The organism is Streptosporangium sp. NPDC049248 (assembly GCF_040678965.1).
GTDB lineage: Bacteria > Actinomycetota > Actinomycetes > Streptosporangiales > Streptosporangiaceae > Streptosporangium > Streptosporangium fukuiense.
Genome location: NZ_JBFAQY010000016.1, coordinates 48,280 through 74,631, shown reverse-complemented (window position 1 = coordinate 74,631; position 26,352 = coordinate 48,280). Strand labels below are relative to the sequence as shown.

The following is a 26,352-nucleotide window of genomic DNA, read 5'->3' as shown; positions in this document are numbered from 1 at the left end:
GTCGTCAAAGGCGACGCGGTGACGAACCACCCTAACCGCAGCTTCCCCTCGTGGCGTTGCTCTCGGTCGTCACCATCGCCAGGAAAGGAGACCTTTGCCGTCACTGGAAATCAAAAGCCCCGAACGATATTCGCTCGGGGCGTTTGTGCTGCTCAGTTGCTGTGGTCAGGGGCGGGGTCGAACCGCCGGCCTTCCGCTTTTCAGGCGGGACAACTGCCCTGCTCGGCTGACCGAGGCCATGGTCAGTCGCATGTGGACGGTGACGCAGATGTGCTGGTGTGTGGGCATGTTGCTGCCAGTGCTGCTGTCACATCAGCGCAGGTCACCCCGCGCCGGACCGTCCATCGGGCCCCGGGGTCGATCGCCCTGGCCACAGCCCGTGAGTGACAGGCATCTCCCGCAAGAGGGGCGCCGCAGGCTTCCCGCTCTGAACCGAAGCGGGATGCCGGGGTTCGCCGGCCGGGCAGATGCTACTTCTCGTAGTGATAGCGACAGGCGGCGATCATGATGGTGTCGTCGTTGACGCGGTAGACGAGCCGATGTTCTGAAGTAATGCGCCGGGACCAGTAGCCGGACCATTCGTACTTCAGCGGCTCTGGTTTGCCGATGCCTTCGTTCTCGTTTCGGGCTATGTCGGCGATCAGCTGATTGATCCTTTTGAGGATCCGTCGATCTTCTCGCTGCCAGTAGCAGTAGTCATCCCAGGCAAGCTCGTCAAAGGGGACCTTCACGAGGTGGTGTCCTCATCGGCCAGTTCGCGGACGGTGCCGCCGCCAGCCTCCAGGCGGGCGACCGCCTCCGACAGACGTCGGCGGTTGGCAGGCGAGGCCATGAGGTAGAGCGTCTCGCGCATCGATTCGTATTCATGTTGCGACACCATAACGACGCCTTCCCCGCCAGGGCGGGTGATGAGGACTTCTTCCTGGTCATCGATGACAGCGTCGAGGGTGGCGGCGTAGTTGGCCCGCGATTCGGACATGGTCATCACCTTCATGTCTTCAGTGTACATGATGATGTACATCAAAGATGTTGCGGTGGGTCCGCACGCGGGCATGCGCAGAACTCAGGCCGTTGCATAAAGATACGAATGAGATGGAGGATTGCCGGCTACCTCAAGGGCTCAGAGGTTGGCATAGACAAGCACTTCCGTTATCTCCGAGAGATGGCCGAAGACTGGTGATGTTGCTGTCATAGGAGATCAAAAAGCCCCGAACGATGATCGTTCGGGGCGTCTTTCCTGCTCAGTTGCTGTGGTCAGGGGCGGGGTCGAACCGCCGACCTTCCGCTTTTCAGGCGGAACGATCACCCTGCTCCGCTCAACCAGCACGAGGTCAGAAGGCTGTGGACGGCTGCCGACGTGTGCTCGCGGTGGCCGATGTTGTCGTCACCGTTGTCGTCAGCCCCACCTCCCGTAGCCGATGGTGGAGGCTCGAAGCATTCAAAGAGTCCGCGGTGTCAACACCACCAGCTCATGCCGGCCGCGGAAGTGCTCACGAGTACTTCGTAGTCATCGCCGTACTCCTCTCCCGTCGCATCCACAAACTGCACAAAGAGCTCGACGTTCCTTCCTTCGACGGACTTGGTGAAGCAGTGCACCCCTTCACCGTCATCCCCCGGAGGGGGCGTCCACCCGTTCTTGAGTGCGATGTCTCGGTAGAAGGGCAGCACGTCGGCTCGCGGGCCCGAGGGACGGTAGGTCTGCCGGACGGTTGTGATCCGATCGTCCTCCTCGCAAGAGCTGTCGCGTCCCTCCTGCGGTGTCGCGCTTGCCGGACGAACATCGAGGATGCCGAGGGATGCGACGAGCCGGTCATCATCGGCATCGCACCCGTAGTTCAGCACGACAAAAGCGATAGGAACGAGCAGAGCGCCACCCCAGACAGCAGCGGCCACGAGCACCGCGATCGTCGAACGCTTCATGAGCGGGTTCTACCTCGCAGTGCTAACGTCGATGACTCCGATAACGTTGGACACAGGAACGGTGCCCTCAGCCCCCATGCGATGGTGGTTACGCGAGTCAAGAGAGACATCGCGATTGTCGCCTTGAACCCAGATACGTCCCTCCGGGACAACTACCGGCTCGAAGGTGAAATTCGAAGCCCGCTCGTTGGTCACATACGGTTCATCCACCGGCTTGCCGTCAATGACCATCCGATGCTGCGGATCGCAGCAACTGACTGTGTTCCCTGGAACGCCAATGACTCGCTTGATCATATATCCGCCACTCCCGCCCCATGATTTCGGGGGCAGAAAAGCGATGACGTCACCCACCTTGGGTGCGTATGTCCCACCGGGGATCTTACCGGTGACCAGGTCACCCTTCTTGAGGGTAGGCATCATCGCTTCGCTCGGTTCGCGGTAGGACTCCCGTCCAGTCGCCTTGGAAATTAATGGCTCAGGTATGACCGAGCACGCGGAAACTCCTGCGACCACAAACGGAACGATCAGGATATATAGCCCACGAAACGCCACTACAGCAGTATCTGGGCTGGACACCACTCCGATGCCTCGCATCTCATTACGATCTTGTAGCAAGGTATCTGAGCTTGATCCGCTTTGGCGAACACCCTTGGCGTGGTGGTCAGGCGGCCTGGGTGGCCTTGTAGACATCGGGGTTGTCGTAGCCAAGGCTTACCTCAACCTGGAACGTCGGAACTCGTTGTCGTCAAGCACAACGAAAAGCGCCCCGGCCGTGATCGGCTCGGGGCGTTTGCGCTGCTCAGTTGCTGTGGTCAGGGGCGGGGTCGAACCGCCGACCTTCCGCTTTTCAGGCGGACGCTCGTACCGACTGAGCTACCTGACCTTGGTGGTGGATCGAACACCTACCTGAGCGGTCCTGACGGGACTTGAACCCGCGACCTCCACCTTGACAGGGTGGCGAGCACTCCAAACTGCTCTACAGGACCTTGCTTGGCTGGGGCTTTTGTCCCCGGCCTTTCTGGCTTTGCCAGCCTACCAGTTCTTCGGAGGTCTTCGACCTTCCGTTTCCCTGGCGAGCCTTGGCTCTGCCGGTGCCCCCAACGGGATTCGAACCCGTGTCGCCGCCTTGAAAGGGCGGTGTCCTAGGCCACTAGACGATGGGGGCTCGGGACTCGCGTCCCGTTCCTTCGCCGTGCTCCGCTGGAGACCTCTGAAGCATAGGGGACTTTTGCCCCGTTGCCAAAGCGGCTTTCCGGCCTACGGCGTCGGTGTGACGGTGATGGACCCCGTTGGAGACGGGGCGATCGTCGGCACAGGAGAAATTGTACGGCCAGGCTCGGTCTCAACGTGACGCTGGATCTGAACCGACTGCTCACCGAGCCCTCCCAGGGTGATGTCGTCCCAGGCCCGCAGGCGGTGCGTGTCGGCGTCGAAGTACAGGACCGAGGCCGCGACGGGGGTGGGCTCGTCGTGTTCGAGGGCTCGCAGCCCGGCGCCGCCGGTGGATCCCTGGACCAGGAGGCGGCTGCCGGAGGGCAGCAGTTCGGTGGATCGCTCGTGCGAGTGGCCGGTGAGGATCATCGGGGCCGCGCCGGAGAATCCCTTGGCGATCGTCGGGTCGTGGACGGCGATCAGGTCGACCTGCTTGGGGAGCCGGGCCAGCCTGGCGGCGTGGGAGCGGCCCAGCGCGTCGAGGGATTCGAGGTTGGAGTCGACGGAGACGGACTTGTCGGGGGTGAACCTGGGGTCGCCCAGGCCGTAGATGCGCAGCCCCGCCACGGTCTTGGCCGAGTCGTCGAGGACGACCGCGCCCTTCTGCCTGCGTACGGCCCGCTGGGTGGTCATGGAGTCGTGGTTGCCCCTGACGAAGACGTACGGGACGCCGAAGGTGCCGATCTCCTCGACGAACTTGTCCTCGGGGCCGGTGCCGTGGTCGGTCAGGTCGCCGGTGTCGATGATCGCGTCGATCTTGAACTGGGTGGTGATCGAGCGGATGAGGTTCCAGGCGATGGGGCTGAGATGGATGTCGGAGACGTGCAGTATCCGGATCGAGGTGGGGTCGGCGTCGTAGACCGGCAGCGCGGAGACGACGTCGTAGAGCTGGGAGACGTTGTTGACGAGCTTGGCGAGCTGGACCCGGTAGGACTCGAACCTGGTCACGATCGACTCGGCGTCGCCGACCAGTGTCGGTGCGTTGGCCAGCAGGCCGGTGTACTTGGGCTCCACCACGGAGTCCGGCCGGAAGGTCAGGGCGACGGCGGCGCCCGTGCCGGCGATCGCGACGGCGACGGCGAGCGTGCCCGCGAGGGCGGGTCCTGGGCGGCGGAAGACGATCAGAGAGGTGACCAGGGCCCCCGCCAGGCCGCAGAAGGCGGCGCGCATGATCAGCGTTCTGACCCCGTTGCCCAGTTCCTCCTCCAGGAGCGCCGGGAGCCGGTCCGCGGAGAACCTCGGGTCGTCCAGGAACCCGCGCGCCCGGTCGGGATTGATGTTCTCCAGGGTCACCCGGAGGCCGACCGGGGCGTTGTGCGTGTCGAACAGAAGTGTGCCGAAAGGGTGAGCGTCCAGCACGGTCTCCCCGGTCCACGAGGGCTCGGCGGACATGCCGAGCTCCACCGGACCGACATTGGACCGTACGGCCCCGCCGAGCATGATGCCGAGCCACGCACCCGCCAGTGCGACGGCCGTGACGGCCGTACCGCGGGCGATCCGCCTGCCCGCGCGACCGGTGGCGAGCCGGCGGGTCCTCTGGGTCCAATCAGCGAATTTCATGGGCCTCCACCTCGCCCCGGGAGCGCCGGGGCAGAATGACAGGTGTGATCGAGATCTCGCGGGAGAAGTTCGAGGAGCTCGTGGCCGAGGCTCTGGACACCATCCCCCCCGCGCTGACGAAAATGATGGACAACGTGGTGCTCGTCGTCGTCGACGACCCACCCGAGCCAGATCTTCTAGGTCTTTACACCGGCATTCCCCTCACCGAACGTGGCGGCTGGTACGCAGGAGTGTTACCCGACCGGATCGAGATCTACCGCAGGCCGATCTGCTCGATCTGCGAGACCGAGGAGCAGGTCATCGAGGAAGTGCAGATAACGGTCGTGCACGAAATCGCCCACCATTTCGGCATCGACGATGACCGGCTGCACGAGCTGGGCTGGTAACTAGCCCTGCACAACACATCAAAACCGCCGTTCCTGAAATATCACAGCTTATCATTACGGTTTGCATGCGCTTGATTGCTTTCGGTTGCGCGTCGGCCTCACAGCAGGCACCGTAGGTTACACAGTGAACACCCACAGTCAGTGTGCCTGCGAGCTCAGCGGAGTCCTATGGCGGCGACCAAGTCCGGCCGACCACCCGGGCGGCACCGCCGTCCGGCGGAACGCCAAGCGACCTACGGCGAGGTCATCGCCATCGGCGAGTTCCGCGCGCTCTGGATCGGCCAGGGGCTCTCCCTGCTCGGCGACCAGCTCTCCCGGGTGGCGCTGTCCGTCCTGGTCTTCGAGCGGACGGACTCGCCCCTGGCCACGGCGTCGGTCTACGCCCTGACCTACCTGCCACCGATCATCGGCGGGCCGCTCCTCGCGGGACTCGCCGACCGCCACGCCCGACGGCGCATCATGCTCGTCTGTGACGTGCTCAGGGCCCTCCTGGTCGCGCTCATGGCGATCCCCGGCACCTCGTTCGCCATGCTGTGCGTGCTGGTCTTCTGCGTGGTGCTGCTCAGCGCGCCGTTCTCGGCGGCGCGGGCGGCGCTCCTGCCGGAGCTGCTCACGGGCGACCGCTACGTCGCGGGCTCCGCCCTGCAGAACATGACCAACCAGGGCGCGCAGATGCTCGGCTTCGCCGCCGGCGGCTTCCTGATCATGGGAATGGGGCCGTATCGCGCGCTTGCCCTGGACGCGGCGACCTACCTGGCCTCCGCGCTCATCATCGTCTCGGGTGTACGGCGGCGTCCCGCCCCCATCTCCGCCGACGAGAACCGGCCCTCGATGTGGACGATGACCCGCGCCGGCGCCAGGCTGGTCTTCGGCGACCCCCGGTTACGGACGCTGGTGCTCTTCGCCTGGCTCTGCGGCTTCTACGTGCTCCCCGAGGGGATCGCGGCCCCGTACGCCGGTGAGCTGACCAGAAATCCCCAGCAGCTCTCCCTGGTCACCGGTCTGCTGATGGGTGCCATGCCCACCGGTACCGTCGTCGGCGCGTTCCTGTTCAGCCGCTACGTCAGTCCGTCGAACCGGCTGCGGTCGATGGGCTGGATGGCGATGCTGACCTGCGCGCCGCTGATCCTGTGCGCGGCACGGCCGCCGCTGCCCGTGGTGCTGCTGCTCTGGTTCGCCTCGGGACTGGGCGGGGCCTACCAGCTCGCGGCCAACGCCGCGTTCGTGCAGTGCGTCCCCGCCGAGCGGCGGGGGCAGGCATTCGGGCTGGTCCAGTCGGGCCTGCTGGCCTCCCAGGGCGTCGGGATCCTGGTGGGCGGGGCCGCGGCCGACCATCTCGGCCCCGAGATGGTGGTGGCACTGGCCGGCGCGACCGGACTCGCCGTGGCGGTCGCGCTGGCCGTGCTCTGGAGGGGATCCCGCAAAGAGATCATCGAGAGGGTTCGCGCCGAGGCGAACTCCTGACTCACCCCTGGGGGCGGGGGTCGTCGCTACGCGGCGGCACCGTGCCGTACGGGGCCGAAGGGGGCTGGGGAGCCTGGTAGGGGGGATACTCGGGGGCCTGCTGGTGCGGAGCGCGGTGCTGGCTGGTGGCCTTGGCCCAGCCCTGCTCGGCCTTGGTCTTGGCGTCCACCCAGATCGGGTTGTCCTTGTTCTTATCGATCAGGTCCTGGAGGACCGACCTGTCCTTGTTCTCCTCGGGCAGGAGCACCCAGCCGATCGCGTAGATCGCCACCCCGAGACCACCGAAGAAGGTGGCGATGGCGAGGGCCGCGCGGATGATGTTGGGGTCCACTCCGGCGTAGCGTCCGAGGCCGGAGGCCACCCCGGCGACGATGCGCCCGTCCCTGGTCCTGCGGAGCTGCTTGACGCCGGAAAAGTCGTTTTCGTTCATGTATTAAGACTGCCCCGTAGCGGGTCCTCATCACATCGGGACTTCCCCTGGCGCAACCCTGACATCCACCCTGTTCGTCCCGGCAATACCCTGACAGGGCCGAACAGAGAGGAAAAGCCATGGACGACCTCCTGCGTATCGACGACACGCTCTCCGAGGAGCAGCGGCTCATCCGCGACACCGTGCGGGACTTCGTCGCGGACCGGGTGCTCCCTCATATCGGCGACTGGTTCGAGGAGGCCGTCTTCCCCGCCCGCGAGCTCGCCCCGGCGCTCGGCTCGCTCGGCGTGCTGGGCATGCACCTGGAAGGGTACGGCTGCGCGGGCCTCGACGCCGTCTCGTACGGGGTGGCCTGTCGCGAACTGGAGGCGGGAGACTCCGGGCTGCGGTCGTTCGTCTCCGTGCAGGGCTCGCTCGCGATGTTTCCGATCTGGAAGTACGGCTCCGCCGAGCAGAAGGACGAGTGGCTGCCCCGGATGGCCGCGGGCGACGCGATCGGCTGCTTCGGCCTGACCGAGCCCGACCACGGCTCCGATCCGGCCGGCATGCGCACCCACGCCAAGCTGGACCCCTCGGGCGACTGGATACTCAACGGCGCCAAGATGTGGATCACCAACGGCTCGATCGCCGACGTCGCGGTGGTCTGGGCGCAGACCGAGGACGGCGTCCGCGGCTTCGTGGTGCCCACCGACACCCCCGGCTTCACCGCCCCGGAGATCCACAAGAAGATGTCCCTGCGGGCCTCGGTGACCTCGTCGCTCTACTTCGACGACGTCCGCCTGCCCGCCTCCGCGGTACTTCCCGGGGTGCGCGGCCTGAAGGGCCCGCTGTCCTGCCTGTCCGAGGCGCGCTTCGGCATCCTGTGGGGCGTGGTGGGGGCGGCCCGCGCCTGCCTGGAGTCCGCGGTCGACTACTCCACCTCCCGTATCCAGTTCGGCAGGCCCATCGGCGGCTTCCAGTTGACCCAGGAGAAGCTCGCCTGGTCCTATGTCGGACTGGGGCAGTCACAGCTCACCGCGCTCCATCTGGGCCGCCTCAAGGACGCGGGGACCCTCACTCCCCGCCAGGTCAGCTTCGGCAAACTCGCCAACGTCCGCGCCGCCCTGGACATCGCCCGCCAGGCACGCTCCATCCTGGGCGGCAACGGCATCACGCTGGAGTATCCGGTGATCCGGCACATGAACAACCTGGAGAGCGTGCTGACCTACGAGGGCACCCAGGAGATCCACACGCTCGTGCTCGGCGAGGCGCTGACCGGCATCCCCGCCTACCGCTGACGCTTCCGTGTCGCGTACGCCCGAGGGGCCCGGGTCCGGCGCCGTTCGGGCTACCTCCGGCGGGGGTGGCGCTGGGGCAGGCCGCAGGGGCGCCACTCGGGGGCCTGGGCGGCCCGCTCCAGCTTCTCCGCCCAGGAGACCCCGGTACGCAGGTAGAAACGGAACAGCTCGGCGGTGGCGCGGGCGTCGGCCAGCGCGGCATGGGCCCCGAGAAGCGGGATGCCCGCGCGCTCGCAGCAGGCGGCGAGCGTCCACCGGCCGTCGGGGATGAAGCCCGGTGCCAGCCGCTGCGTGCACAGCGTCTCGGTCACCCACTCGCTGCCGGGCAGGTGCCGCAGGAAGCGCAGGTCGAAGGAGGCGTTGTGGGCCACCAGGACCCGGCCGGCGATCCGCTGCCAGACCTCGTCCAGCAACTCCTCGATCATCGGCGCGCCCGCGACCATCGCGCCGGTGATGCCGTGGACGTGCACGGCCCCGGTGCCGCGCCCCGGATCGACCAGCGAGTGCCACTCGTCGACGGTCTCGCCCTGGGCGTTCAGCGAGACGAGCGCTATCTCGCAGATCCGGTCGCCCCTGGAGGGCGAGAAACCGGTGGTCTCCACGTCGACCACGACATACCCTTGCCGCGTGGAGACATGTGCGCTGCGGGCGGGCTCAAGCCCCGAGCTCGTCATGCCCGCCACTCTAGGAGCCGTTCCCGCCCTCCACCTGCCGTTCGGCAAACAGGTGACCGCGAATAGGCCTGGCGACGGACGTTAGTGGACACTATCCTCGGTACGCTGTCACCTGCGGGGCGTTAGCTCAATGGTTAGAGCTGCGGACTTTTAATCCGTAGGTTCTGGGTTCGAGTCCCAGGCGCCCTACCACCCGCGAGCAGGAACGTAGGCTCTGACCTGGGCCTACGTTCCTGACGATCTTTCTCCGCCCATGCAGCCGGACGCAGCCGTCTGCCACCGGTCCCGGAATATACGCGGAATGGGATCGACGACGTTTCCCCAGGTCAGCTCAGAGGTTTCGGAAGCTCGCGGAGCGGTTCCGGGGCCGCGGTAGCCGACACGACGAAGGACCCCGAGGGCTACCCGGAGTCCTTCGTGTCCTGTTGTTGAGATTGTCACGTCGTGAGCACTTCCAAGATCCGCTTGTTGGCCACCTCGTGTTGGCCGTCGATGATGTACCCCGGCGCGGTTCACACTCTCACCCGATTGAATGAGACTGCAGCCAACCAGGCGATAAGCCGGAACTCCATCCCGTGTCCGATCCGGCACGGGAGTGACCGAAGCGGTACTGATGCCAAGCTTGACCGACCTTGTTTCGCTCTCGTCGCCGGAGCCTCACTCGGCGACCTCGACGTGTGAGCTCACGATCACGGAGTGGAGATCGAACGCCTCCTCGGGCAACAAAACTCGCTCCGCACGGCCGGTATGGACATCGACCAGGTAGAGCTGGGATTCATACCCCTTTGTCTCGATATGAATGAGCACTCTGCTGGTGTCGTACCAGTAGACAAAGCTTTCGATCTCCCGTAGACCGTCGATATCGGGGGTGACACGGCTAACGATCTGGCCGGTCTTCGCATCCAAGGTGCCAACGGTGCGGGATGGCACGCCATACTTCTCGCCATCGAATGCAAGCAGGTGGCCATCGGGAGAGACGTGAGTCTTCGACAGCATCAGGTAGGGGAGAATCGGAAAACGGACCTTTGACGTTCTCCCCGGACGCACAGCGCTCGCCTCCGTTGTCTTGGCGGAGTCCTTGTGAGCGGCCACGAAGGTCGTGCCTACATCAGAGACGCCGATGACACAACATGCCCGTGGGAGAGTGAGAACCTTGGCGGTTTTCACGTCATATCGGATGGCACGCGACTTGGGGTGGCCGCCTATCGAGTCGACTGCCAACCACCGACTGTTGCGGGAGAACCCGAAAGACATCTCCCACCCGTCCCAACTCTTCGGGGTTGGGACGATACGGACCGTCCCTCGCTCAAGGTCGCGGATCACGAGGCGTTCACTCTTGGCGAGCACGTAAGCGAGCCGGACGCCATCCGGTGACACAGCGATCTTGCCTAGGTCTTCGTCCGGTAGCGCGTCACGGACTGCCCACTGCTTCCCGGAGGTGGTAACCACGTGCCACACGCCACACGTCTTCCCGAAGTCACCACAGGGCGAGTAGGCATACCGGATCGGCTCCGACAGCTTTTTCGGGAGAGTCGGGGCAGGCGGCTTCGCGATTCTCGTTGATACCTCGACATGTACTGTAGAGGACTCTCGATAGGCCGCGGCGGTGTTGATCGGCTGCGAAACAACCGCGCCCATCATGAGAGATACGAACGCGAAGCCTCGTCGGCCGAGCCTGTTCACGGGTGACCTCCAATTGACGACGATCACCATAGATCAGGTGGGGGGCGCGCGGAATATGTGTGAGCCACGAAGGCATCAAGCAGGCCGGGATGGGCCTGCAAGCGGACCCGTTCCCGCTTGGCGCGCGCCTCCGGGGCCAGACCACCACCATCTGGATATCGCATCCCACTGGCAGACTCACCGGAACTCGACCTGTCCTGACCTGTACCCCCGTTTTCCCACCTCAGAGCACCAGAGTCAGTAGATGATCCCCAAGCTGATGGCTTCAACTCACCGGACGTGGCAGCTTCGGATAGTGCAGGACTTCCACGTACATGATCCGTTCCTCAACGACGTCAAGGATCAGATCACCTCTCGGCGGAAGCAGCGGCACGCATCTGTGCCCGGGACCGTACGCTCCGTCCGGCCGCTCGGCCGTATAGAAGCTCTGGCAGAAGTCATCACCGCATCCGCACTCCTCGTGGAACCGAATGTCCCAGGTGGAGACGGCAAGGTCTTCCTCCCCTTCTTCTCTCAAACACGCGATGAGATCCGCGACGAGATCGGGGAACAACTCACGTACGAGCGGCCGCTCGATCTTGCTCATGTCACACAGTCTCCCAGCCCCCTCTTCGAAAGCGTCATCAAGTTCCGGACCATGCACGGTTTTCCTCCCCATGCAGGTGGGAGACGGCACCCGAAACGCCAGTTCAGAGCGTTGTGAATGGCAATAAGAGCCGTCCATTTTTAATCCGTAGGTTCTGGGTTCGAGTCCCAGGTGCCCTACTCCGCATTACCAGCTTGAACTGCGGATTCTTCCTAATGGCCTGGTCGCCGTTCCCCGTAGTTCGGTAAGGGAGTCGCTGTGCGTATCGTCATACCGCTGTTCGACCGGTTCACCGCCCTTGACGCGGTTGGTCCGTATGAGGTGCTCAAGTTCTTGCCGGGCGTCGAGATCGTGTTCGCGGCCACCGAGCCCGGACCGGTGCGGGACGTTCCCAGATGGCTTGCCATCACCGCCGATGCGACGTTTACCGATATTGACTCCTGTGACGTGTTAGTGGTTCCCGGGGGTCCAGGAGCGCGGGAATTACTGCGGGATGGCGAACTTCTCGATTGGCTCCGGCGGATGCACCAGGGGAGCATTTGGACGACTTCCGTGTGTACGGGGTCGTTGCTGCTGGGAGTCGCCGGACTGCTGACAGGACTCTCGGCGACTAGCCATTGGGCGGCGATCGATGTGCTGGAGTCGTTCGGGGCCACCTACACGGCCGAGCGCGTGATATTTCAGGGAAAGATCGTGACCGCCGCCGGAGTCTCTTCCGGCATCGACATGGCGCTCGCGCTGGCAGCGCGCATCACCGATCAGACCACTGCCGAGGCGATCCAACTTGCGATCGAGTACGACCCACAGCCACCGTTCGACGCCGGATCCCCCGCGAAGGCGTCCCGGGCCGCCAGGGCCCTTCTTGCCCGAGGAATTCGCTGACGGTACGACCCTCCGGAGTACCGCAACGCGCACCCGTAGGGTCAGGGAACAGGGACCTACCGGATCCGACGCGCGATCATGCCGCTGACCTGTAGAGAAGGCAAGACCGCCGGACCCGGTTCGCTGGGATGCCCGGTTCCCGCCATCGTGGCCAAGGCCGGTATCAAAGATCTTGTGACAAGATCGCGGGATGCTGCGACTCACCGATTTCATCATCGACTGCCCGGACACGATGAAGTTGGCGGCCTTCTACTCCGAGGTGACGGGCCGCCCGATCAAGGAAGGCAGCCACGAGAACTGGGCCGGCATCAAGTTCGGCGAGGTCGAACTGGCCTTCATCCGGGTGGACGACTACCGCGCTCCGCGGTGGCCCGACAGCGAGCACCCCAAGCAGTTCCACCTCGACTTCGAAGTCGACGAGATCGAGTCCGAGCAGCGCCGCGTCCTCGACCTCGGCGCGACGCTGCAGCAGGACTTCATCGGCCCCGAAGGCTACGGCTGGCGGATCTACACCGACCCGATCGGCCACCCCTTCTGCCTGTGCCGCAACAAGGGCGTCATCTGGACCGACCAGGGCCCGATCTGGACCTAGCCATGGGTCGGCCCCCCTACAGGTCGCGATCGCGCTGTGGCCGATCACCGAACCGGTTGACGGCGATCGAAGGTCCGGGACCGTCTCGGAGGGCGCGGAGGGTGCACAGGCCAAGGGGCCGGGGCCACTGGGCACGAGACCGAGAGGCCGAATCTCAGGTGCGTCCGTACCGGTCGACCCCATGATCGTCGTGCCAGATCCGTGCCGGACGCAGCGGGCGATCATGGTGAATCACCGGGAGCGGCGGGGAACCGCACCGCCCCTGGCAGGACCTATGATTCCGCGGGTCAGTGAACCGCCCCGGCTTTGCTGGAGACCCGGAACGGGGGGCGGCCCCTGCCCGTCTTGATCAGCGGCAGGACCGAGCCCTGGTCGTCGTCGCGTTCTTCCCTCGCTGTCTCGCGCCGAGCGCGACGAGGCGTCGGGACGGCGACCTGCCGCCCGGCACCTAGCACGGCTGGCGCCGCACGTTGACACCTTGTTTGCTACCGATCGATCGGTAGGATTCGAGGCATGGACATCATCGCGGCCACCCGGCACGGCAAGGTGCGTGGCCTGCTCCAGGACGGGATCGCGGTCTTCCGTGGCATTCCCTACGCGGCGGCTCCCTTCGGAGCCGAGCGCTTCCGTACCCCCGCGCCCGTTCAGCCCTGGGAAGGGGTCCGTGACGCGCTGAAGTTCGGGCCGACCGCCCCCAAACGTCCCTACCGGCCACCGCTGGACCGGCTCATCCCCGAGGAGCGGATCCCCGGCGACGAGTGCCTCAACCTGAACGTCTGGACCCCGGGCGTGGACGACGGCGCCCGCCCGGTGATGGTCTGGATCCACGGCGGCTCCCTGCGCAACGGCTCGTCGAGCCCGGCGTTGTACGACGGGCACGCCTTCGCCCGGGACGGCGTCGTGCTGGTCTCGATCAACTACCGGCTCGGCGTGGAGGGCTTCGGCGTCTTCCCCGACGCGCCCGACAACCGCGGTCTGCTCGACCAGCTCGCCGCGCTGGAGTGGGTGCGCGACAACGTGGCGGCCTTCGGCGGCGACCCCGGCAACGTCACCGTCTTCGGCGAGTCCGCGGGGGCGATCAGCATCGGCGCGCTGCTCACCAGCCCGCGGGCGAAGGGCCTGTTCCACCGGGCGATCATGCAGAGCGGTCCCCCGCACACGGTCACGCGCGAGGAGGCCGGGAAGACCGTGAAACTGATGGCGGCCAAGCTGGGCGTGCCGCCCACGGCCGAGGCGTTCGCCGCCGTCGACCGGGAGCGGCTGCTCGACGCCCAGGTCGAGGTGGTGGGCAAGGCCGATCCGATCACCGGCGGGCCCGGCTTCCACATCGTGGCGGAGCCAGGCTCCGGTCCGGTCGAGGTCGACCTCCTGATCGGTGCCAACCGGGAGGAGTACCGCCTCTGGTTCGTCCCCACCGGCGCCGTGGATCGAATCAACCGGCTGACACTGCGCCTGGCCCTGCTGAAGTTCCGCATCCCGAGCCGGGTCGCCCGGCTCTACCGCTCCGGCCGCCCCGGCGCCAAGCCCGGCGAGATCCTCGGCGAGATGGCCACCGACCTGCTCCTGCGCGGCCCGCTCAACCGCCTGGCCGATGCCGTGGAGCGGGCCTACGTCTACGAGTTCGCCTGGCGCTCCCCGGTCATGGACCTGGGCTCGTGCCACGGCCTGGAGATCGGCTTCGTCTTCGACAATCTCCGGCACGGCCGCGAGCTGGCCGGCGACGGCGCTCCGCAGGAGCTGGCCGACGCCATGCACCGGGCCTGGGTCGCCTTCGCCGCGACCGGGGATCCGGGCTGGCAGCGGTGGGACTCCTCCCGGCCCGTCATGATCTTCGACTCACCGGACTCCGGCGTCGTGCACGCCCCCAGGGACGAGGAGCTCAGGGTCTGGCTAGATCGCGGGCGGTGACCGCCGCTTCCAGGAGGCGCGCCTGCGCGGGCACCGCCAGGTCCAGTCCGGTCAGCATGCTCACTCGCCGCAGCCGGTAGTCCAGCGTGTTGCGGTGGATGTGCAGGTCGAGCGCGGTCCGGCGGCGGTTGTGTCCCCGGTTGACGAACGCGCGCAGCGTCTCCAGCAGATGGGGATGGCCGTCGAGCGGCGCCAGCTTGGCGGCCAGCCGTACCAGTCCTGCGCCTGGTCGCGCGAGCTGGTGCTCCAGCAGGACGTCGTCGAAGCGATAGAGGCCAGGCGGCCTGTTGATCCTGCGCACCAGCTCCAGCACCTCGCGGACCTCCTGCGCCGCGTCCGGGATGTTCGCGGGCTCCCCCGCCAGGGCCGCGGCGGCGAGCACCGGCCGACCCACGACCTCGGCCAGCCTGCGTACGAGCGGCTCCAGCGCGCATCCGCCGGGCAGCAGCGCGACCCCGTCGACGTGGTCCATCAGCACCAGCGTCCCGGTGTGCGCGTCCAGCGCCGACTGCACGAGCCGGACCGGCGGCGCGGGCTGCCCGAAGTCGAAGAGCACCACCTCGTGCGCCTGGCCCACCTCCACGCCCGCCGCCTCGGCCAGGCTCTCGTACGGCTGGCCGCCCAGCAGCGCGCCGATGAGCGCCCGCCGTACCCGCTTGCTCTCGCTCCTGATGTCCTCCTGCGCCTGCTGGTGGGCCAGGGCGACGGCGGGCATCGCCGTACGCAGCCAGCCGAGCAGCCCCTCACCGGCCGCGGCCAGTTCGTCGGCCTCGGCCACCTCGGTCAGCGCCTGCCACCAGACCTCGGCGCCGATGAGGTAGGCGGTCACCGCCGCCTCCAGTGGTAGCCGCTCCTCGGCCCGGCGCGCCGACCACTCGATGATGCGGGTGAGATCGGCCGGGCCCACCGCGTCGGGCCCGCGGAGCGTGCGCAGCAGGATCGCCAGGACGGCCGAGACCGAACGGGCCACCTCGCCGCTGAGGATCTCGGGCGGCGACTCCCGGTAGAACGGGATCTCGGCGGCGCACCGGGCGACCACCGCGGAGGTGAGTCCCCGCACCTTCGGCGCCATCCGGCTGTGCAGGTCGGCCATGCCGGGATCGTCACATTGCCCAAACCGGTACGTCAATCCTTGCCCCAAGTGCGGAAAGACGGCGGCCCCCGGCATGGCCAGGATGCGATCAAACCCCCCAGCCAGGAGGCCACCGTGTTCCGACGCCTGCTCATCCCCCTGATCCTCGTGCTCGCCCTGGGCACGGCTCCCGCCCGTGCCGCGACCGCGGACTGGGGCGCACCCGGCCCCTACGCCACCGCCGTGGAGGTCGGCGCGGTCAACACCCTCTACTTTCCCCGCGACATCGCCGGGAGCGACCGCCGGCACCCGGTGATCGTCTGGGGCAACGGCACGGGCGGCGCCCCGCTCGTCTATCGCGACCTGCTCCTGCAGTGGGCCAGCCACGGCTTCATCGTCTCGGCCGCCAACACCCCGATGTCGAACCTCGGCATCTCCATGCGCGCCGGGATCGACGCCCTCACCCGGCTCGACGCCGACCCGTCGAGCATCTTCCACGGCAAGGTCGACCTGACCCGCATCGGCGCCTCGGGACACTCCCAGGGCGGCGCGGCCGCCATCGTCGTCGGCGCCGACTCCCGTGTCGACAGCATCCTGCCCATCCAGCCCGGCCCGCTGGCCGACATCGACGACGTCCACGGCCCCGCCTTCCTGATGGCCGGCCAGAACGACTCCATCGTCTGGCCCGCGCTGGTCAGGGCCTTCTACAACGACGCGGACCACATCCCGGCGATCTACGGCGAGGTGCGCGGCGCCGACCACTTCACCGTCGTGGGCGACCCCGGCCCGTTCGCCGCGCCCACCACCGCCTGGTGGCGCTTCCAGCTCATGGACGACCCGCAGGCCCGCGCCCTGTTCTACGGCCCGGACTGCGGCATCTGCGTCGACCGCGGCACGTGGTCGGACGTGCGCCGCAACGCGCTCGTGCCGCGATAAGGAAGGTCTTCCTACCGATCGATCGGTCGTCTATTCTCGGCCTACCGATCGATCGGTAGGAAAGGACCCCCCATGACCGTCGACAGCCGACCCAGACCCGCCCTCCTGCGAGTGACCATCGGCAGTTTCGTGGGCACCGTCATCGAGCAGTACGACTTCCTGCTCTACGGCTTCATGACCGCCCTGGTCTTCAACACGCTCTTCTTCCCCAGCTCCGACCCGACCGTCGGCACCCTCGTCGCCTTCGCCGGCTTCGCGATCGGTTTCATCGCCCGCCCCGTCGGCGCGATCGTCGCCGGCCACTACGGCGACCGCATCGGCCGCAAGTCCATGCTCGTCATGACCCTGCTGGTCGCGGGCCTGGCGACCACCGCGATGGGCCTGCTGCCCACCTACGCCACGATCGGCATCTGGGCGCCGGTGCTCCTCATCGCGCTCCGGATCGTTCAGGGCTTCTCCTATGGCGGTGAGGTCACCGGCGCGGTGCTCATGACCACCGAGTTCGCACCCCGGCACCGCCGCGGCTACGTCGGCAGCTTCGTCCCCACCGCCGGACCCGCCGGCCTGCTCCTGGCGACGATCGCGATCATGGCCGTCGCCGGCATGGACAAGGCCGACTTCCTCTCGTACGGCTGGCGCATCCCCTTCCTGCTCTCAGCCGTGCTCGTGCTCGTCGGCCTGGCGATCCGCGCCTCCGCCCCGGAGAGCCCGGTCTTCGCCGAGTCCCGGATCCGCCACACCGCGCCCGTCCTGGAGGTCTTCCGCCGCCACGTCCGCACGGTTCTGCTCGGCGTGGGCACCGGCTTCGGCTTCTACGTCGTCTTCTACGTGCTGCTCGTCTTCGCCGGCTCCTACCTGACCACGCAGCTCAGACTCCCCGCCCAGGTGCCGCTGGTCGCGGTGGCCGTCGGCTCGGTCATGGTGATCATCCTCGGCCCGCTCTGCGGCCGCCTGTCCGACCGCTTCGGCCGTCGCCCGATGATCGTGACCGGCTCCGCCCTGAGCGCCCTGTTCAGCTTCGCCTTCTTCGCCATGCTGGCCACCGGCGGCACCACCCTGATCTACCTGGCCTACGCGCTGGCCTTCGGCCTGATGACCATCATGTACTCGCCGCTGATCACCTTCATCGCCGAACAGTTCCCCACCCCCGTGCGCTTCAGCGGCGCCTCGGTCGCCGGGCAGATCGGCGCCGTCCTCGGCGGCGGCTTCGCTCCGCTGATCGCCACCGCCCTGCTCACCGCCTCCGGCATCTGGGCGGTCGCGGCCTACGTCTGCGCCTCGCTGCTGGTCTCCCTCGCCTGCGCGCTGGCGCTGAAGGAGACCAACCAGAGCGATATCACGGCAGAATGAGGTCGTGACCAACGATCGACCGGCAGCACTCGCGACCCAGCGCCGGATCGCCGCCTCCGACGTTCGGCTCCCGGAGCATGTCCTGCTGGAGGGCACCTCCGGCCGGATCCTGCGCGAGGCGCTGCTGCTGTTCGCCGAGCGGGGCTTTCACGGCACCTCCATCCGCGGCCTCGCGGACGCCTGCGAGATCCGCTCGGCGACCCTCTACTCCCACTACCCGGCCAAGGAGAACGTGCTGGCCGAGCTGGTCCGCATCGGTCACGAGGAGCACCACCGGCGGCTGGTCGATGCGGCTTCCGCGGGACCGGCGGACCCCGAGTCGCGCCTGCGCCGGGTGGTCCGTGCGCATGTGCTGGTCCACGCGGAGTTCCCCATGCTCGCCGTCGTCGCCAACAACGAGCTGCACGCCCTCTCCGCCGAGCTGGCCGGTCCCGCGCTCGTCCTCCGTGCCAGTGGCCGGCAGCTGCTCATCGACACCCTCGACGAGGGCATCGCCGAGGGCGTCTTCGACGTGCCCGACGCCTTCCTCGCGGTCACCGCGATCAGCGGGATGGGTATGCGAGTGGCGAACTGGTACGACCCCGCCATGCCGTACGAACCTGAGGAAGTCGCGAACACCTACGCGGAGTTCGCCCTGCGGATCACCAGGGCGGGCCTCTGACGCGCACACGCCGCCGTACAGACGGGGACCGGCACCACCTGTGACGGTCAGCGGGCGCGCGGGTCCTCCCTGAGGATCTCGCCGCTCGCGGACTTGGGGACGGCGTCCGAGGTGACCGAGGCCGAGTCGAAGCGGGGTACCCCGCAGGAGAGCCCGATGAGGCCGGTGTTCGTTGTGGAAGGTCTCGAACCTGTGCAGCGCGTACAGAAGGTGACATCTCCCGCGCCGGTTTGTCGGTGGGGCGATCTAATGTCCCGGCCATGACTTCAGCGACGCAGGCGTACACGTACGCCGCGCCCTCCTCCCTCGTCGACGGTCGTCTCGGATTGGCGACCTCCGGCGGCCGGGCCCTGTCCGGCCCGGCCGTGGCCCCCCGGTTCTTCAGTGGCGTGGTGACCCAGGCGGCCCCCGCCGCGGCGGCCCTGCTCGGCGTCGCCGATGTGGCGCTGGCCCGCTACCACCAGCCGCAGTCGCGGCCCGGCTGGGTGCGGGACCCGGTGGTGACGTGCAACGGGGACCGGCTGCGGTTCGAGTCGTTCTCGGCCTGTGGTGGCGTGTACGCCCGGCTTGACCTGCTGAACGGCGCGCTCGACGGCGAGGTGTTCGACCGGGGCACCACCAACGTCGACGTGAACGCGCCGCTCCGGGAGGCGCTGGCGCGCATCGGCGCGCGTGACCCGTTGCACCTGGGGGTCGGGCTCGACGAACTGGTCGTGACCACGATGGACGGCGCGGTGGTGGAGAAGAAGGTGCCGCTGCCCGAGCGCTGGTTGCGCGGCTTCGCCGAGGTGCAGGTCATCGCCTCGGGCATGGACCAGCGTGGTGAGCTGACCGGCATGGCGGCGGTGCGGTTCCTGCGCGGGCTGCCCAAGAAGGGCACGGTGTGGGTGGCGCAGGCGGGACGGGAGCTGAAGGTCTCCGACCGTCGGGTTCCGGGCTCGGTCCAGCTCGCCGGCCCCAACCGGCTCGGCACCCTCCTGCCGCTGCTGCGCTTCGCGAAGTCCCTCCGGGTGTACGGCCCGGCCGACGCCGCCTCCAGCGCCTGGGAGCTGGAGCTGCCGGGCATGCGCTACACGCTCACCCTCTCGCCCGAGCGCTGGCGCGGCTTCTCCGGCGAGGGCGCGGTGCTCGACGACCTGGCCACCGACGAGGCCGAGAACGACGCCGACGTGGTGGGCATGCTGCTCAACTTCGAGCCCGAGGTCGAGATCGGCCTGCTGGCCGACCGCGCGGGCATCCCCGCCGACCGGGTGCGGGCCGCGCTGACACAGCTCGGCGTCGCCGGCCGGGTCGGCTACGACCTGTCGGAGGCCGCCCACTTCCACCGTGAGCTGCCCTATGACAAGGACAATGTGATCCTGCTCAACCCGCGGCTGGCCAAGGCGCGCAAGCTCGTCGACGCGGGCGCCGTGCACCTCGAAGGCGAGCTGGCCACCGTCCGCACCTCGGGCGGCGCGCGCCGGGTCTCGCTGGCCGACGGCTCCTGTACCTGCGAGTGGTGGTGGGACCATCGCGGCTCCCGTGGGCCGTGCAAACACGTGCTGGCCGCCCGGATCGTCGCCCGCGCCGCCGTGGAGGTCTCCCGATGACCCTCTGGGCGGAGATCTGCGACCTGATCACTCGCAACCAGGTCACCCGCCTGGCCGACCGGCTGGTCACGCTCACCGAGGAGGAGCGCGCCGAGTCGGCCGGGCGGTTGCCCGGCCTCGTCAAGGAGCTGCGCCGCGCCCACACCGAGCGGGTGCGCGCCCAGCATCCCGACGACTTCGAGGAGTTGGCCTCCTGGGAGGTCGGCGATCTGCTCGACAAACTGGCCGGCGCGCTGCTGCTGACCGGTGTCGGCGTCATCACCGGCCCGGCGGCCGCCGTGGCGTGGATGACCGGCCGCGACGTCAACCGCCGCTGGGCCGAGGACCCCGACGTCGCCCAGGTGTGCCGGGTGGCGGCCACCCGCCCCTGGGAGTGGCGTCGCGATGTCGCGGTCCGGCTGGCCCGGCGGGTGCGCCGTCCCGCCGACCGCATCGCGCCGCTGGCCGTGGCGCTGCTGCGCGAGTCCGGCGCCGTGCCGCCCGACCACGACCCGCTGGTGGCCGCCTGGCTGGCCGCGCCGAGCGTGGCCGATGACCCGCTGACCCCCGTGCTGCTGCCTCGCGTCTTCGACGCCGACGGCGCGGGCCGCGCCCTCCGTGACGAGCGGCTGGAGCCCCGGCCGACCCGCTGGCTGGCCACCGCCGCCCGCGAGCTGCCCAGGGAGCAGGTGCTCGACGGTTGCGTGAGCCGTTTCCTGCGCGGCGGCGAGGCGCAGGACCTGCGTTTCTTCGTCCGGCTGCACACGCTCCTCGACCCCATGCCCGCGGAGTCCGCTCCCCGCCTGCGCGACTACCTGCGGTTGTTGCCGTCGGCTCCGGGCACGGTCGCCGAGCTGGCCGCCGGGCAGGTGCGCGGGGCGATGCCGCTCGACCACGCCGACCTGGTCGAGGCGGTCGACGCGCTCACCTTCCGGGACGAGGCCAAGCTCGCCGCCACGGGCCTGCGCTGGCTCGACCGGGCGATCCGGGCCACGCCCGAGGCGGCCGCCGACTTCGTGACCGCGCTGACCACGGCGTACGCGCACAAGTCCTTCGACGTGCGCAACCGCGCGGTCGAGCTGACCCTGAAATACGCCGACCTGTTCACCGAGCACGCCGAGGCGATCCTCGACGGCGTCCGCCACCTCCCCGCCGACCTGGGTGCGAAGCTGGCCGGGCGGTTCGGCGGGGAGAGGCCCGTCGAGGAGCTGATCGAGGCCAAGGAGTTCCCGCCGCTGCCCGAGGTGCCCTCACCGGAGCGTTTCCCCGAGCCGTCGATCTTCCCGAACCACCACGAGCGGTGGATCGGATGGGAACGCTGGATGGCGGCGTTCGTCGCCGGGGTCGCGGAGAACCGCACGAACCTGCGCCGCAGGCTGAGGCCGCACGTCGAGCAGCAGACACGGTACCGGCGGGACAGGAATGAGATCACCGATCCCGACGAATGGCAGGCCGTGCTGGCCGAGGAGCTCGTCGTGCCCGGCACCCTGCCGGAGATCCCCCCTGTCGGCCCGGAGAAGTTCTGGGACGACGCGAGTCACTCGGTCTCGGTCCGCCCGGTCGCCCGCGGCGAGGAGATCGAGCTGGAGCCGCCGAAACGGCGGATCACGGTGGTCGGCGGCTGGCGCCCCGGCCGCTACCTCGACGACGACACCCCGCTCCGCGTCGTCTTCATCACCTGGACCAGCGACGACGGCCCGGCCGGGGCCGTGGCCGTCGAGGCCGGCCGGCCGATCCCCTTCGCCAACGGCCGGGTCTACCTGTACGGACAGCCCTCCGATGACGACCAGGCACCGGACACGGGCCCCGGCGAGTCCGACGAGTCCGACGAGTATGAGGACTTCGACGACGCCGTCCCGGATCACCGCGAGCGCCGTCCGGTAGAGCCCGGAGTCCTCTACGACGACTCGGTGGCGGCCATGCCGTGGCACGCCCTGCATGGCGCCTACGAGCGCATGGCCGAGCTGGGGGTGAACCCCGACCGGATCACGGCCATGCGAAAGGGCCTGCCGGTGCCCCCGCCCGGCCCGGACGAGCCGCTCGTGGCGGTCACCGTCGGCTTCGTCCCGCCCCGGTTGCGCTCCTTCCAGCCCCGGCCGCTTCCCGCCCCGCACGAGTGGCGGCGGCGGCACCGGCTCCCGCACCCGAACCGTCTCTCGCCGCCGTCCGACTTCCTCGTCAACCGCTACGCGGAGCTGTACGGGGCCCTGCGCGCCGGCACGCTGCCGCCGGTGCTGCTGGCCACGCCGACGTGGATGACCGGCCACCTCGATCCCGACGTGCTGGTCGGCCGACTGGAGACGTGCGCCGACGCGGGCGTGGAACCGCTGCGGGCCGATCTGACGCAGGCGCTGCTGCGGCTGCCCCGGGGCGGCCACCAGGCCGCTGCCGACCGGGCCGCGAAGATCGATTCCGCGGCGGCGCGCACGGCGGCCGAATGGCTGGCCGGGCCGGGTATGCCCGACCCGGAGTGCGGTCTCCGGTGGACCCACATGGTGGACGCGTCCATGGTCGAGTTCGGCGACGACGAACCCGAGCACTTCACCGAGGTCCGCCTGACGCCGATGCTACGGGCCACGCCCACCGGCGACGAGCTGATCGACGAGGTGCTGCTGCGGCAGCCGTTCGACTGGTCGGGCGAGGACCTGGGCAGCGGGATCGGCGGGTGGCCGGCCATGCTGCCCTCGCACCGCGAGGCGGTGGCCGTGAACATGCTGCCGTTCGTGCTCCACAGCCGCTGGTACGCGAGCGTGACCCCGGCGGAACTGTCCCGCCTGGCCGCCTGCGACGGCCCCGTGAGCGAGGCGACGGCCGTGATCATCGCTTTCCTGCTGGGCAGCGGCGTGCCCGGGACGATCCCGGTGGTCCTGCGGATGGCGGCCAGAGGCGACCTGCCCGCCGAGGCGATCGGCCGCCAGCTCGCGCTGCTGCTGCGCCGCACCTGGCTGGAGACCCGCCCCGCCATCTCGGCCCTGACCGAGCTGGCCGACGCCGGCGGCCACCACGAGGTGTGGCGCATCCTGCGCGCCCTGCTGCCCGGGATGCTGCCGGGCGAGGGGCGGCGCATCACCGTGACCCACACCGAACTCGTCGCCTTCGCCGCCGACGTGGCACGCTGGACCGGCGCGCGCGGGGAGATCCCGGTCGTCGGCGAGTTCGCGCGGAGCCGCCGGACGATCCGCTTCGTCCACGAGTGCAGGCGCCTCCACGCCCAGCTCACCGGGGCCACGTCATGACCTCTGACGACATCCGTACCGAGATCAGGAATCTCGTGCTCGACCACGACGCCGAGGGGCTGGCGTTGCGGTTGCCGAAGCTCACCGACGCCGAGCGGGCAGGCGTCGCCGCCGAGTTGCCGGGTCTGCTCGCCGAGCTCCGCGAGAGCCCGCCGCCGGCCGCCACCGTCGGCTGGGACGCCTTCGACCGGACCGTCGGCGACCAGGTCACCGGCCCGTCCGAGGTGCTGATGATGGTGGGTGCGGCGACCATTCCCGGCCCGGCCGGGGTGGCCACCTGGCTGATGAAACGCGACCTCAATCCCCGCTGGTCCGGCGCGCCGAGCCCGCACCGGCTGGTGAGGGCGCTCTCCGGTCGCCCGGTGGCCTGGCGTGCCGATCTGGCGGTACGGCTCGCACGCCGCATCCGCCGTCCCGACGACCGGATCGTGCCGCTGGCCCTGGAACTGCTGCGCGACGGCGAGGCCACCCCACCCGACCACGAGCCGCTGGTGGCGGCCTGGTTGTCGGCGGTGGGCGTGGCCAAGGACCCGCTCACGCCCCACCTGCTTCCGAAGATCTTCGAGGCGGCCGGCGCGGGCCGGGCGCTGGTCGACGAGACGCTCACCCCGAAGCCGTCCCGCTGGCTGGCCCTGGCCGCCCGCACGCTGCCGCGCGAGCAGATCATCACCGGCTGCGTGAGCCGTTTCCTGCGCGGCGGCGAGGCGCAGGACCTGCGTTTCTTCGTCCGGTTGCACACGCTCGTGGCGCCCACGCCGGAGGAGTCGGCCGGGCGGCTGCGCGACTACCTGCGGCTGCTGCCCGCCGCGCCGGGCCCGGTGGCCGAGCTGGCCTGGCAGCAGGTGCGCCAGGCGCGGCTCGACCCGGCGGACGTCGCCGAGGCCGTCGAGGCGATGACCTTCCGCCAAGAGGCCAAGCTCGCCGTGAAAGGCCTGACCTGGCTCGCCCGCGACCTCGCCACCGCACCGGAACGTGTGGCCGACCACGTCACCGCGCTGACCAACGCGTACGCGCACGCCTCCCACGAGGTGCGCGACCGCGCGGTCACCCTCACCCTCAAGCACGCCGACCACCTCACCGACCCGGCCCCGATCCTGGAGGCGGCCGAACTGCTGCCCCCGGTCTCGGCCCGGCGGCTTTTCGAGCGCTTCACCGAGGGCTGGACCGGCGACTTCACCCCCGGCCGCCTGCCCGAGGCCACCGTCCCCGGCCCGTTCCCCACCTCCGGCCTGGAGAGCGGCCCGCCGGAGGAGATCGGCTGGGTCGGCGTCGAGGCGTGGCTGGCGGCGGTCATACGGGAGGCGCATACGAACCCGGACTCCCTGAAGGAAACGCTGGCCCGGCGGTTCGGCGAACACCTGCGGCCGGTGCTCTACGACGCGCCGGCGTGGCACTCCCCGCGTGACTGGTGCACGGCGCTGGCCAGGGAACTCGTCAACCCCGGCGAAGATCCGGGGCCGCCGGTGTCCCGTCCGCCGAGGCAGCGCCCGGCGTACCGGAGGACGATCTCCGAGGAGCAGCGGGCCGACGCGGAGCAGGCCTTCCCCGGCCTGTCCGGCGATCTCGGGCAGGCCCTGTACGACGGCATGGTGAACATCGCGGCCACGGCCTTCCAGCTGTTCCCCGGCCTCCGCAGGGTCGTCCCGCTCCACGAGATGCCCGACTACGTACAGGAGGAGATCCTGCGGACGGTCGACGTCCAGACCGACCTCACCGACCTCACCGACCTCTACGACCCGAAGGCGCGACCCGCGCCCGCCCCCTGGAGCCGCCTCCCCCACCTGCGGGAGTGCGCCCGCCCCCACGCCTTCCTCCTGTCCCGCCTCGACGAACTCCTGCGCGCGGCGAAGACCGGAGCCCTGCCCCCGGTGCTGCTGGCCACCCCCACCCGCGCCGACGGCCACCTCGACCCCGAGACCTTGCTCGACCGCCTGGCCGGGTGCGCGGAATCCGGCTGCGAACCGCTCCCGCTGGACGTGGCACAGGCCCTGTTGCGCCTCCCGCCCGATCCCGCCCCCGACCTGGCCGAACGCGCGAAGGGCATCGGCTCGGCGGCCGCCGCGGTGGTGGCCCGCCGGTTCGAGCGCGGCGCGCCCCCACCCCCGGAGGTGGAGCTGACCTGGACCCTCGACCTCGGCTCCCGCGTCGTGCCCTACGACGAGCATGTCCTCGACCCGCGCGGCATCGTCAACGTGAGCTGGCGCCCCGTGGAGCCCACCGGTCTCGCCCACCTCGACGCCCTGCTGACCGCGCCCGAGATGCGCCCGTTCCGGCGCCTGTCACGTCACTTCTGGCCCGGCATGACGCCCCATCACCGGGAGCTCGCGGCGGCCCACCTGGCGATCGGCCTGATCGACCGTTTCGACCCGCCCGACATCGCGATCGACGACCTCCGCGACCTGACCCTGGCCGAAGGCGCGTCCGGCCCGGCGACGGCCCTGGTCCTGGCCTACTTCCTCACTGTGGAGGGCGACGACGCGGTGCCCTCGCTGCTTCGGCTGGCGGCCAAGGGCGCGCTCCCCGCCGCCGAGACGGGTCGCCTGCTGGGCCTGTTCGGCCGCCGCACCCGCTACGACGCCGGCCCCGCGTTGCCCTCACTGGAGCTGGCCGCCAAGCAGGGCGCGCACGCCGAGGTGTGGACGATCCTGCGCCACTTCCTGGCCGCCTTCCTCCCGAGGGAGGGCGAGCGGGCCCAGCGTCCGCACACCGACGCCGTCGTGCTGGCCACCGACATCGCCACGTGGGCCGGCGCGCGGGGCGAGATCCCCGAGGTGGCCGCCCACGCGAAGAAGCGCGGTTCGACCTCGCTGATCCGGGCCTGCCGGAGCCTCCACCGGTTCCTGACCCGGGAGGCCTGATCGGCTCAGCGGACGACCCCTCCCGGGGGCCGCCCGAGAGGGAGTCGATCATCGTGGTGGTCGTGCTGCCGCAGTGCCGTCCCTCACTTTTCGGGCC

22 protein-coding genes and 6 tRNA genes are annotated in these 26,352 nt (G+C 69.1%); 13 read left to right on the top strand and 15 right to left on the bottom strand.

What is annotated here, in order from left to right:
- Window positions 1-162: 162 nt before the first annotated feature.
- The 10 genes from AB0K21_RS26545 to AB0K21_RS26500 all read right to left on the bottom strand — a co-directional run bounded on the left by AB0K21_RS26545 (window position 163) and on the right by AB0K21_RS26500 (window position 4,692).
- A tRNA-Phe gene (locus AB0K21_RS26545) sits at window positions 163-232 on the bottom strand.
- 238 nt (window positions 233-470) lie between these two features.
- Window positions 471-731 carry a Txe/YoeB family addiction module toxin gene (locus tag AB0K21_RS26540; RefSeq protein WP_364154131.1) on the bottom strand — a complete coding sequence of 87 codons (261 nt, stop codon included), beginning with the start codon at window positions 729-731 and terminating at the stop codon, window positions 471-473.
- On the bottom strand, window positions 728-994 hold the full coding sequence (locus AB0K21_RS26535; protein ID WP_364154128.1) for a type II toxin-antitoxin system prevent-host-death family antitoxin: 267 nt from the start codon (window positions 992-994) through the stop codon (window positions 728-730). The genes AB0K21_RS26540 and AB0K21_RS26535 overlap by 4 nt, the downstream gene beginning before the upstream one ends.
- A gap of 257 nt (window positions 995-1,251) precedes the next feature.
- Window positions 1,252-1,317: transfer RNA gene (locus tag AB0K21_RS26530), tRNA-Phe, on the bottom strand.
- 138 nt (window positions 1,318-1,455) lie between these two features.
- Window positions 1,456-1,920 (bottom strand): hypothetical protein, encoded by a 465-nt coding sequence (locus AB0K21_RS26525; protein WP_364154125.1) that lies wholly within the window; start codon window positions 1,918-1,920, stop codon window positions 1,456-1,458.
- 9 nt (window positions 1,921-1,929) lie between these two features.
- Window positions 1,930-2,514, bottom strand: coding sequence for a signal peptidase I (gene lepB, locus AB0K21_RS26520; protein ID WP_364154122.1), 585 nt, complete (start codon window positions 2,512-2,514; stop codon window positions 1,930-1,932).
- 215 nt (window positions 2,515-2,729) lie between these two features.
- Window positions 2,730-2,803, bottom strand: a tRNA-Phe gene (locus AB0K21_RS26515).
- A gap of 28 nt (window positions 2,804-2,831) precedes the next feature.
- A tRNA-Asp gene (locus tag AB0K21_RS26510) sits at window positions 2,832-2,906 on the bottom strand.
- A gap of 106 nt (window positions 2,907-3,012) precedes the next feature.
- Window positions 3,013-3,085: transfer RNA gene (locus tag AB0K21_RS26505), tRNA-Glu, on the bottom strand.
- A 92-nt stretch (window positions 3,086-3,177) separates the two neighbouring features.
- Window positions 3,178-4,692, bottom strand: coding sequence for a metallophosphoesterase (locus tag AB0K21_RS26500; protein ID WP_343963277.1), 1,515 nt, complete (start codon window positions 4,690-4,692; stop codon window positions 3,178-3,180).
- Between the two features lie 44 nt (window positions 4,693-4,736).
- Here AB0K21_RS26500 and AB0K21_RS26495 point away from each other — a divergent pair, with 44 nt between their 5' ends.
- The gene (locus AB0K21_RS26495) at window positions 4,737-5,078 is read left to right on the top strand and encodes a metallopeptidase family protein (RefSeq protein WP_343963276.1); all 342 of its coding nucleotides are present in this window, start codon (window positions 4,737-4,739) and stop codon (window positions 5,076-5,078) included.
- A gap of 168 nt (window positions 5,079-5,246) precedes the next feature.
- Window positions 5,247-6,542 (top strand): MFS transporter, encoded by a 1,296-nt coding sequence (locus AB0K21_RS26490; protein WP_343963275.1) that lies wholly within the window; start codon window positions 5,247-5,249, stop codon window positions 6,540-6,542.
- 1 nt (window position 6,543) lies between these two features.
- Here the strand turns inward: AB0K21_RS26490 and AB0K21_RS26485 are convergent, their stop codons facing one another.
- Complete coding sequence (locus tag AB0K21_RS26485; protein ID WP_343963274.1) at window positions 6,544-6,972, bottom strand: PspC domain-containing protein; 429 nt, start codon at window positions 6,970-6,972, stop codon at window positions 6,544-6,546.
- Between the two features lie 119 nt (window positions 6,973-7,091).
- Between AB0K21_RS26485 and AB0K21_RS26480 the strand changes: the two genes are divergently transcribed.
- Window positions 7,092-8,249, top strand: coding sequence for an acyl-CoA dehydrogenase family protein (locus AB0K21_RS26480; RefSeq protein ID WP_343963273.1), 1,158 nt, complete (start codon window positions 7,092-7,094; stop codon window positions 8,247-8,249).
- Between the two features lie 50 nt (window positions 8,250-8,299).
- Here AB0K21_RS26480 and AB0K21_RS26475 read toward each other — a convergent pair whose 3' ends face one another.
- The gene (locus AB0K21_RS26475; protein ID WP_343963272.1) at window positions 8,300-8,923 is read right to left on the bottom strand and encodes a 3'-5' exonuclease; all 624 of its coding nucleotides are present in this window, start codon (window positions 8,921-8,923) and stop codon (window positions 8,300-8,302) included.
- 116 nt (window positions 8,924-9,039) lie between these two features.
- On the opposite strand from AB0K21_RS26475, the gene AB0K21_RS26470 reads away from it, so the two are divergent.
- Window positions 9,040-9,115: transfer RNA gene (locus AB0K21_RS26470), tRNA-Lys, on the top strand.
- Window positions 9,116-9,580: 465 nt separating this feature from the next.
- Here AB0K21_RS26470 and AB0K21_RS26465 read toward each other — a convergent pair.
- Together AB0K21_RS26465 and AB0K21_RS26460 are read right to left on the bottom strand one after the other, a co-directional pair.
- The gene (locus AB0K21_RS26465; RefSeq protein WP_364154115.1) at window positions 9,581-10,606 is read right to left on the bottom strand and encodes a hypothetical protein; all 1,026 of its coding nucleotides are present in this window, start codon (window positions 10,604-10,606) and stop codon (window positions 9,581-9,583) included.
- 265 nt (window positions 10,607-10,871) lie between these two features.
- Window positions 10,872-11,192 (bottom strand): hypothetical protein, encoded by a 321-nt coding sequence (locus AB0K21_RS26460; RefSeq protein ID WP_364154112.1) that lies wholly within the window; start codon window positions 11,190-11,192, stop codon window positions 10,872-10,874.
- A gap of 258 nt (window positions 11,193-11,450) precedes the next feature.
- On the opposite strand from AB0K21_RS26460, the gene AB0K21_RS26455 reads away from it, so the two are divergent.
- From AB0K21_RS26455 to AB0K21_RS26445, 3 genes are all read left to right on the top strand, one after another.
- Window positions 11,451-12,074, top strand: coding sequence for a DJ-1/PfpI family protein (locus tag AB0K21_RS26455; RefSeq protein ID WP_364154109.1), 624 nt, complete (start codon window positions 11,451-11,453; stop codon window positions 12,072-12,074).
- A 190-nt stretch (window positions 12,075-12,264) separates the two neighbouring features.
- On the top strand, window positions 12,265-12,666 hold the full coding sequence (locus tag AB0K21_RS26450) for a VOC family protein (RefSeq protein ID WP_343963267.1): 402 nt from the start codon (window positions 12,265-12,267) through the stop codon (window positions 12,664-12,666).
- A 513-nt stretch (window positions 12,667-13,179) separates the two neighbouring features.
- The gene (locus tag AB0K21_RS26445; RefSeq protein ID WP_364154106.1) at window positions 13,180-14,574 is read left to right on the top strand and encodes a carboxylesterase family protein; all 1,395 of its coding nucleotides are present in this window, start codon (window positions 13,180-13,182) and stop codon (window positions 14,572-14,574) included.
- On the opposite strand, the gene AB0K21_RS26440 is transcribed toward AB0K21_RS26445, so the two are convergent.
- Window positions 14,546-15,667, bottom strand: coding sequence for a helix-turn-helix domain-containing protein (locus tag AB0K21_RS26440; RefSeq protein ID WP_343963265.1), 1,122 nt, complete (start codon window positions 15,665-15,667; stop codon window positions 14,546-14,548). The genes AB0K21_RS26445 and AB0K21_RS26440 overlap by 29 nt on opposite strands.
- Window positions 15,668-15,781: 114 nt before the next feature.
- On the opposite strand from AB0K21_RS26440, the gene AB0K21_RS26435 reads away from it, so the two are divergent.
- The 6 genes from AB0K21_RS26435 to AB0K21_RS26410 all read left to right on the top strand — a co-directional run bounded on the left by AB0K21_RS26435 (window position 15,782) and on the right by AB0K21_RS26410 (window position 26,255).
- Window positions 15,782-16,582, top strand: coding sequence for an acetylxylan esterase (locus AB0K21_RS26435; protein WP_343963264.1), 801 nt, complete (start codon window positions 15,782-15,784; stop codon window positions 16,580-16,582).
- Window positions 16,583-16,654: 72 nt separating this feature from the next.
- Window positions 16,655-17,932: an MFS transporter gene (locus tag AB0K21_RS26430; protein ID WP_343963263.1), complete on the top strand. Its 1,278-nt coding sequence runs from the start codon at window positions 16,655-16,657 to the stop codon at window positions 17,930-17,932.
- Window positions 17,933-17,936: 4 nt separating this feature from the next.
- The gene (locus AB0K21_RS26425; RefSeq protein WP_364154100.1) at window positions 17,937-18,593 is read left to right on the top strand and encodes a TetR/AcrR family transcriptional regulator; all 657 of its coding nucleotides are present in this window, start codon (window positions 17,937-17,939) and stop codon (window positions 18,591-18,593) included.
- A 260-nt stretch (window positions 18,594-18,853) separates the two neighbouring features.
- Window positions 18,854-20,182 carry an SWIM zinc finger family protein gene (locus tag AB0K21_RS26420; RefSeq protein ID WP_343963259.1) on the top strand — a complete coding sequence of 443 codons (1,329 nt, stop codon included), beginning with the start codon at window positions 18,854-18,856 and terminating at the stop codon, window positions 20,180-20,182.
- Window positions 20,179-23,397: a hypothetical protein gene (locus tag AB0K21_RS26415; RefSeq protein ID WP_364154096.1), complete on the top strand. Its 3,219-nt coding sequence runs from the start codon at window positions 20,179-20,181 to the stop codon at window positions 23,395-23,397. Before AB0K21_RS26420 ends, AB0K21_RS26415 begins: the two co-directional genes overlap by 4 nt.
- On the top strand, window positions 23,394-26,255 hold the full coding sequence (locus tag AB0K21_RS26410; protein ID WP_364154093.1) for a hypothetical protein: 2,862 nt from the start codon (window positions 23,394-23,396) through the stop codon (window positions 26,253-26,255). The genes AB0K21_RS26415 and AB0K21_RS26410 overlap by 4 nt, the downstream gene beginning before the upstream one ends.
- Window positions 26,256-26,352: the final 97 nt, after the last annotated feature.

What these genes read in the sequence shown, in the direction of transcription:
- AB0K21_RS26535 (WP_364154128.1), bottom strand. Translation starts at nt 994, where the DNA reads ATGAAGGTGATGACCATGTCCGAATCGCGGGCCAACTACGCCGCCACC.
- AB0K21_RS26525 (WP_364154125.1), bottom strand. Translation starts at nt 1,920, where the DNA reads ATGAAGCGTTCGACGATCGCGGTGCTCGTGGCCGCTGCTGTCTGGGGT.
- lepB (WP_364154122.1), bottom strand. Translation starts at nt 2,514, where the DNA reads ATGCGAGGCATCGGAGTGGTGTCCAGCCCAGATACTGCTGTAGTGGCG.
- AB0K21_RS26500 (WP_343963277.1), bottom strand. Translation starts at nt 4,692, where the DNA reads ATGAAATTCGCTGATTGGACCCAGAGGACCCGCCGGCTCGCCACCGGT.
- AB0K21_RS26490 (WP_343963275.1), top strand. Translation starts at nt 5,247, where the DNA reads ATGGCGGCGACCAAGTCCGGCCGACCACCCGGGCGGCACCGCCGTCCG.
- AB0K21_RS26485 (WP_343963274.1), bottom strand. Translation starts at nt 6,972, where the DNA reads ATGAACGAAAACGACTTTTCCGGCGTCAAGCAGCTCCGCAGGACCAGG.
- AB0K21_RS26480 (WP_343963273.1), top strand. Translation starts at nt 7,092, where the DNA reads ATGGACGACCTCCTGCGTATCGACGACACGCTCTCCGAGGAGCAGCGG.
- AB0K21_RS26475 (WP_343963272.1), bottom strand. Translation starts at nt 8,923, where the DNA reads ATGACGAGCTCGGGGCTTGAGCCCGCCCGCAGCGCACATGTCTCCACG.
- AB0K21_RS26460 (WP_364154112.1), bottom strand. Translation starts at nt 11,192, where the DNA reads ATGAGCAAGATCGAGCGGCCGCTCGTACGTGAGTTGTTCCCCGATCTC.
- AB0K21_RS26450 (WP_343963267.1), top strand. Translation starts at nt 12,265, where the DNA reads ATGCTGCGACTCACCGATTTCATCATCGACTGCCCGGACACGATGAAG.
- AB0K21_RS26445 (WP_364154106.1), top strand. Translation starts at nt 13,180, where the DNA reads ATGGACATCATCGCGGCCACCCGGCACGGCAAGGTGCGTGGCCTGCTC.
- AB0K21_RS26440 (WP_343963265.1), bottom strand. Translation starts at nt 15,667, where the DNA reads ATGGCCGACCTGCACAGCCGGATGGCGCCGAAGGTGCGGGGACTCACC.
- AB0K21_RS26430 (WP_343963263.1), top strand. Translation starts at nt 16,655, where the DNA reads ATGACCGTCGACAGCCGACCCAGACCCGCCCTCCTGCGAGTGACCATC.
- AB0K21_RS26420 (WP_343963259.1), top strand. Translation starts at nt 18,854, where the DNA reads ATGACTTCAGCGACGCAGGCGTACACGTACGCCGCGCCCTCCTCCCTC.
- AB0K21_RS26415 (WP_364154096.1), top strand. Translation starts at nt 20,179, where the DNA reads ATGACCCTCTGGGCGGAGATCTGCGACCTGATCACTCGCAACCAGGTC.
- AB0K21_RS26410 (WP_364154093.1), top strand. Translation starts at nt 23,394, where the DNA reads ATGACCTCTGACGACATCCGTACCGAGATCAGGAATCTCGTGCTCGAC.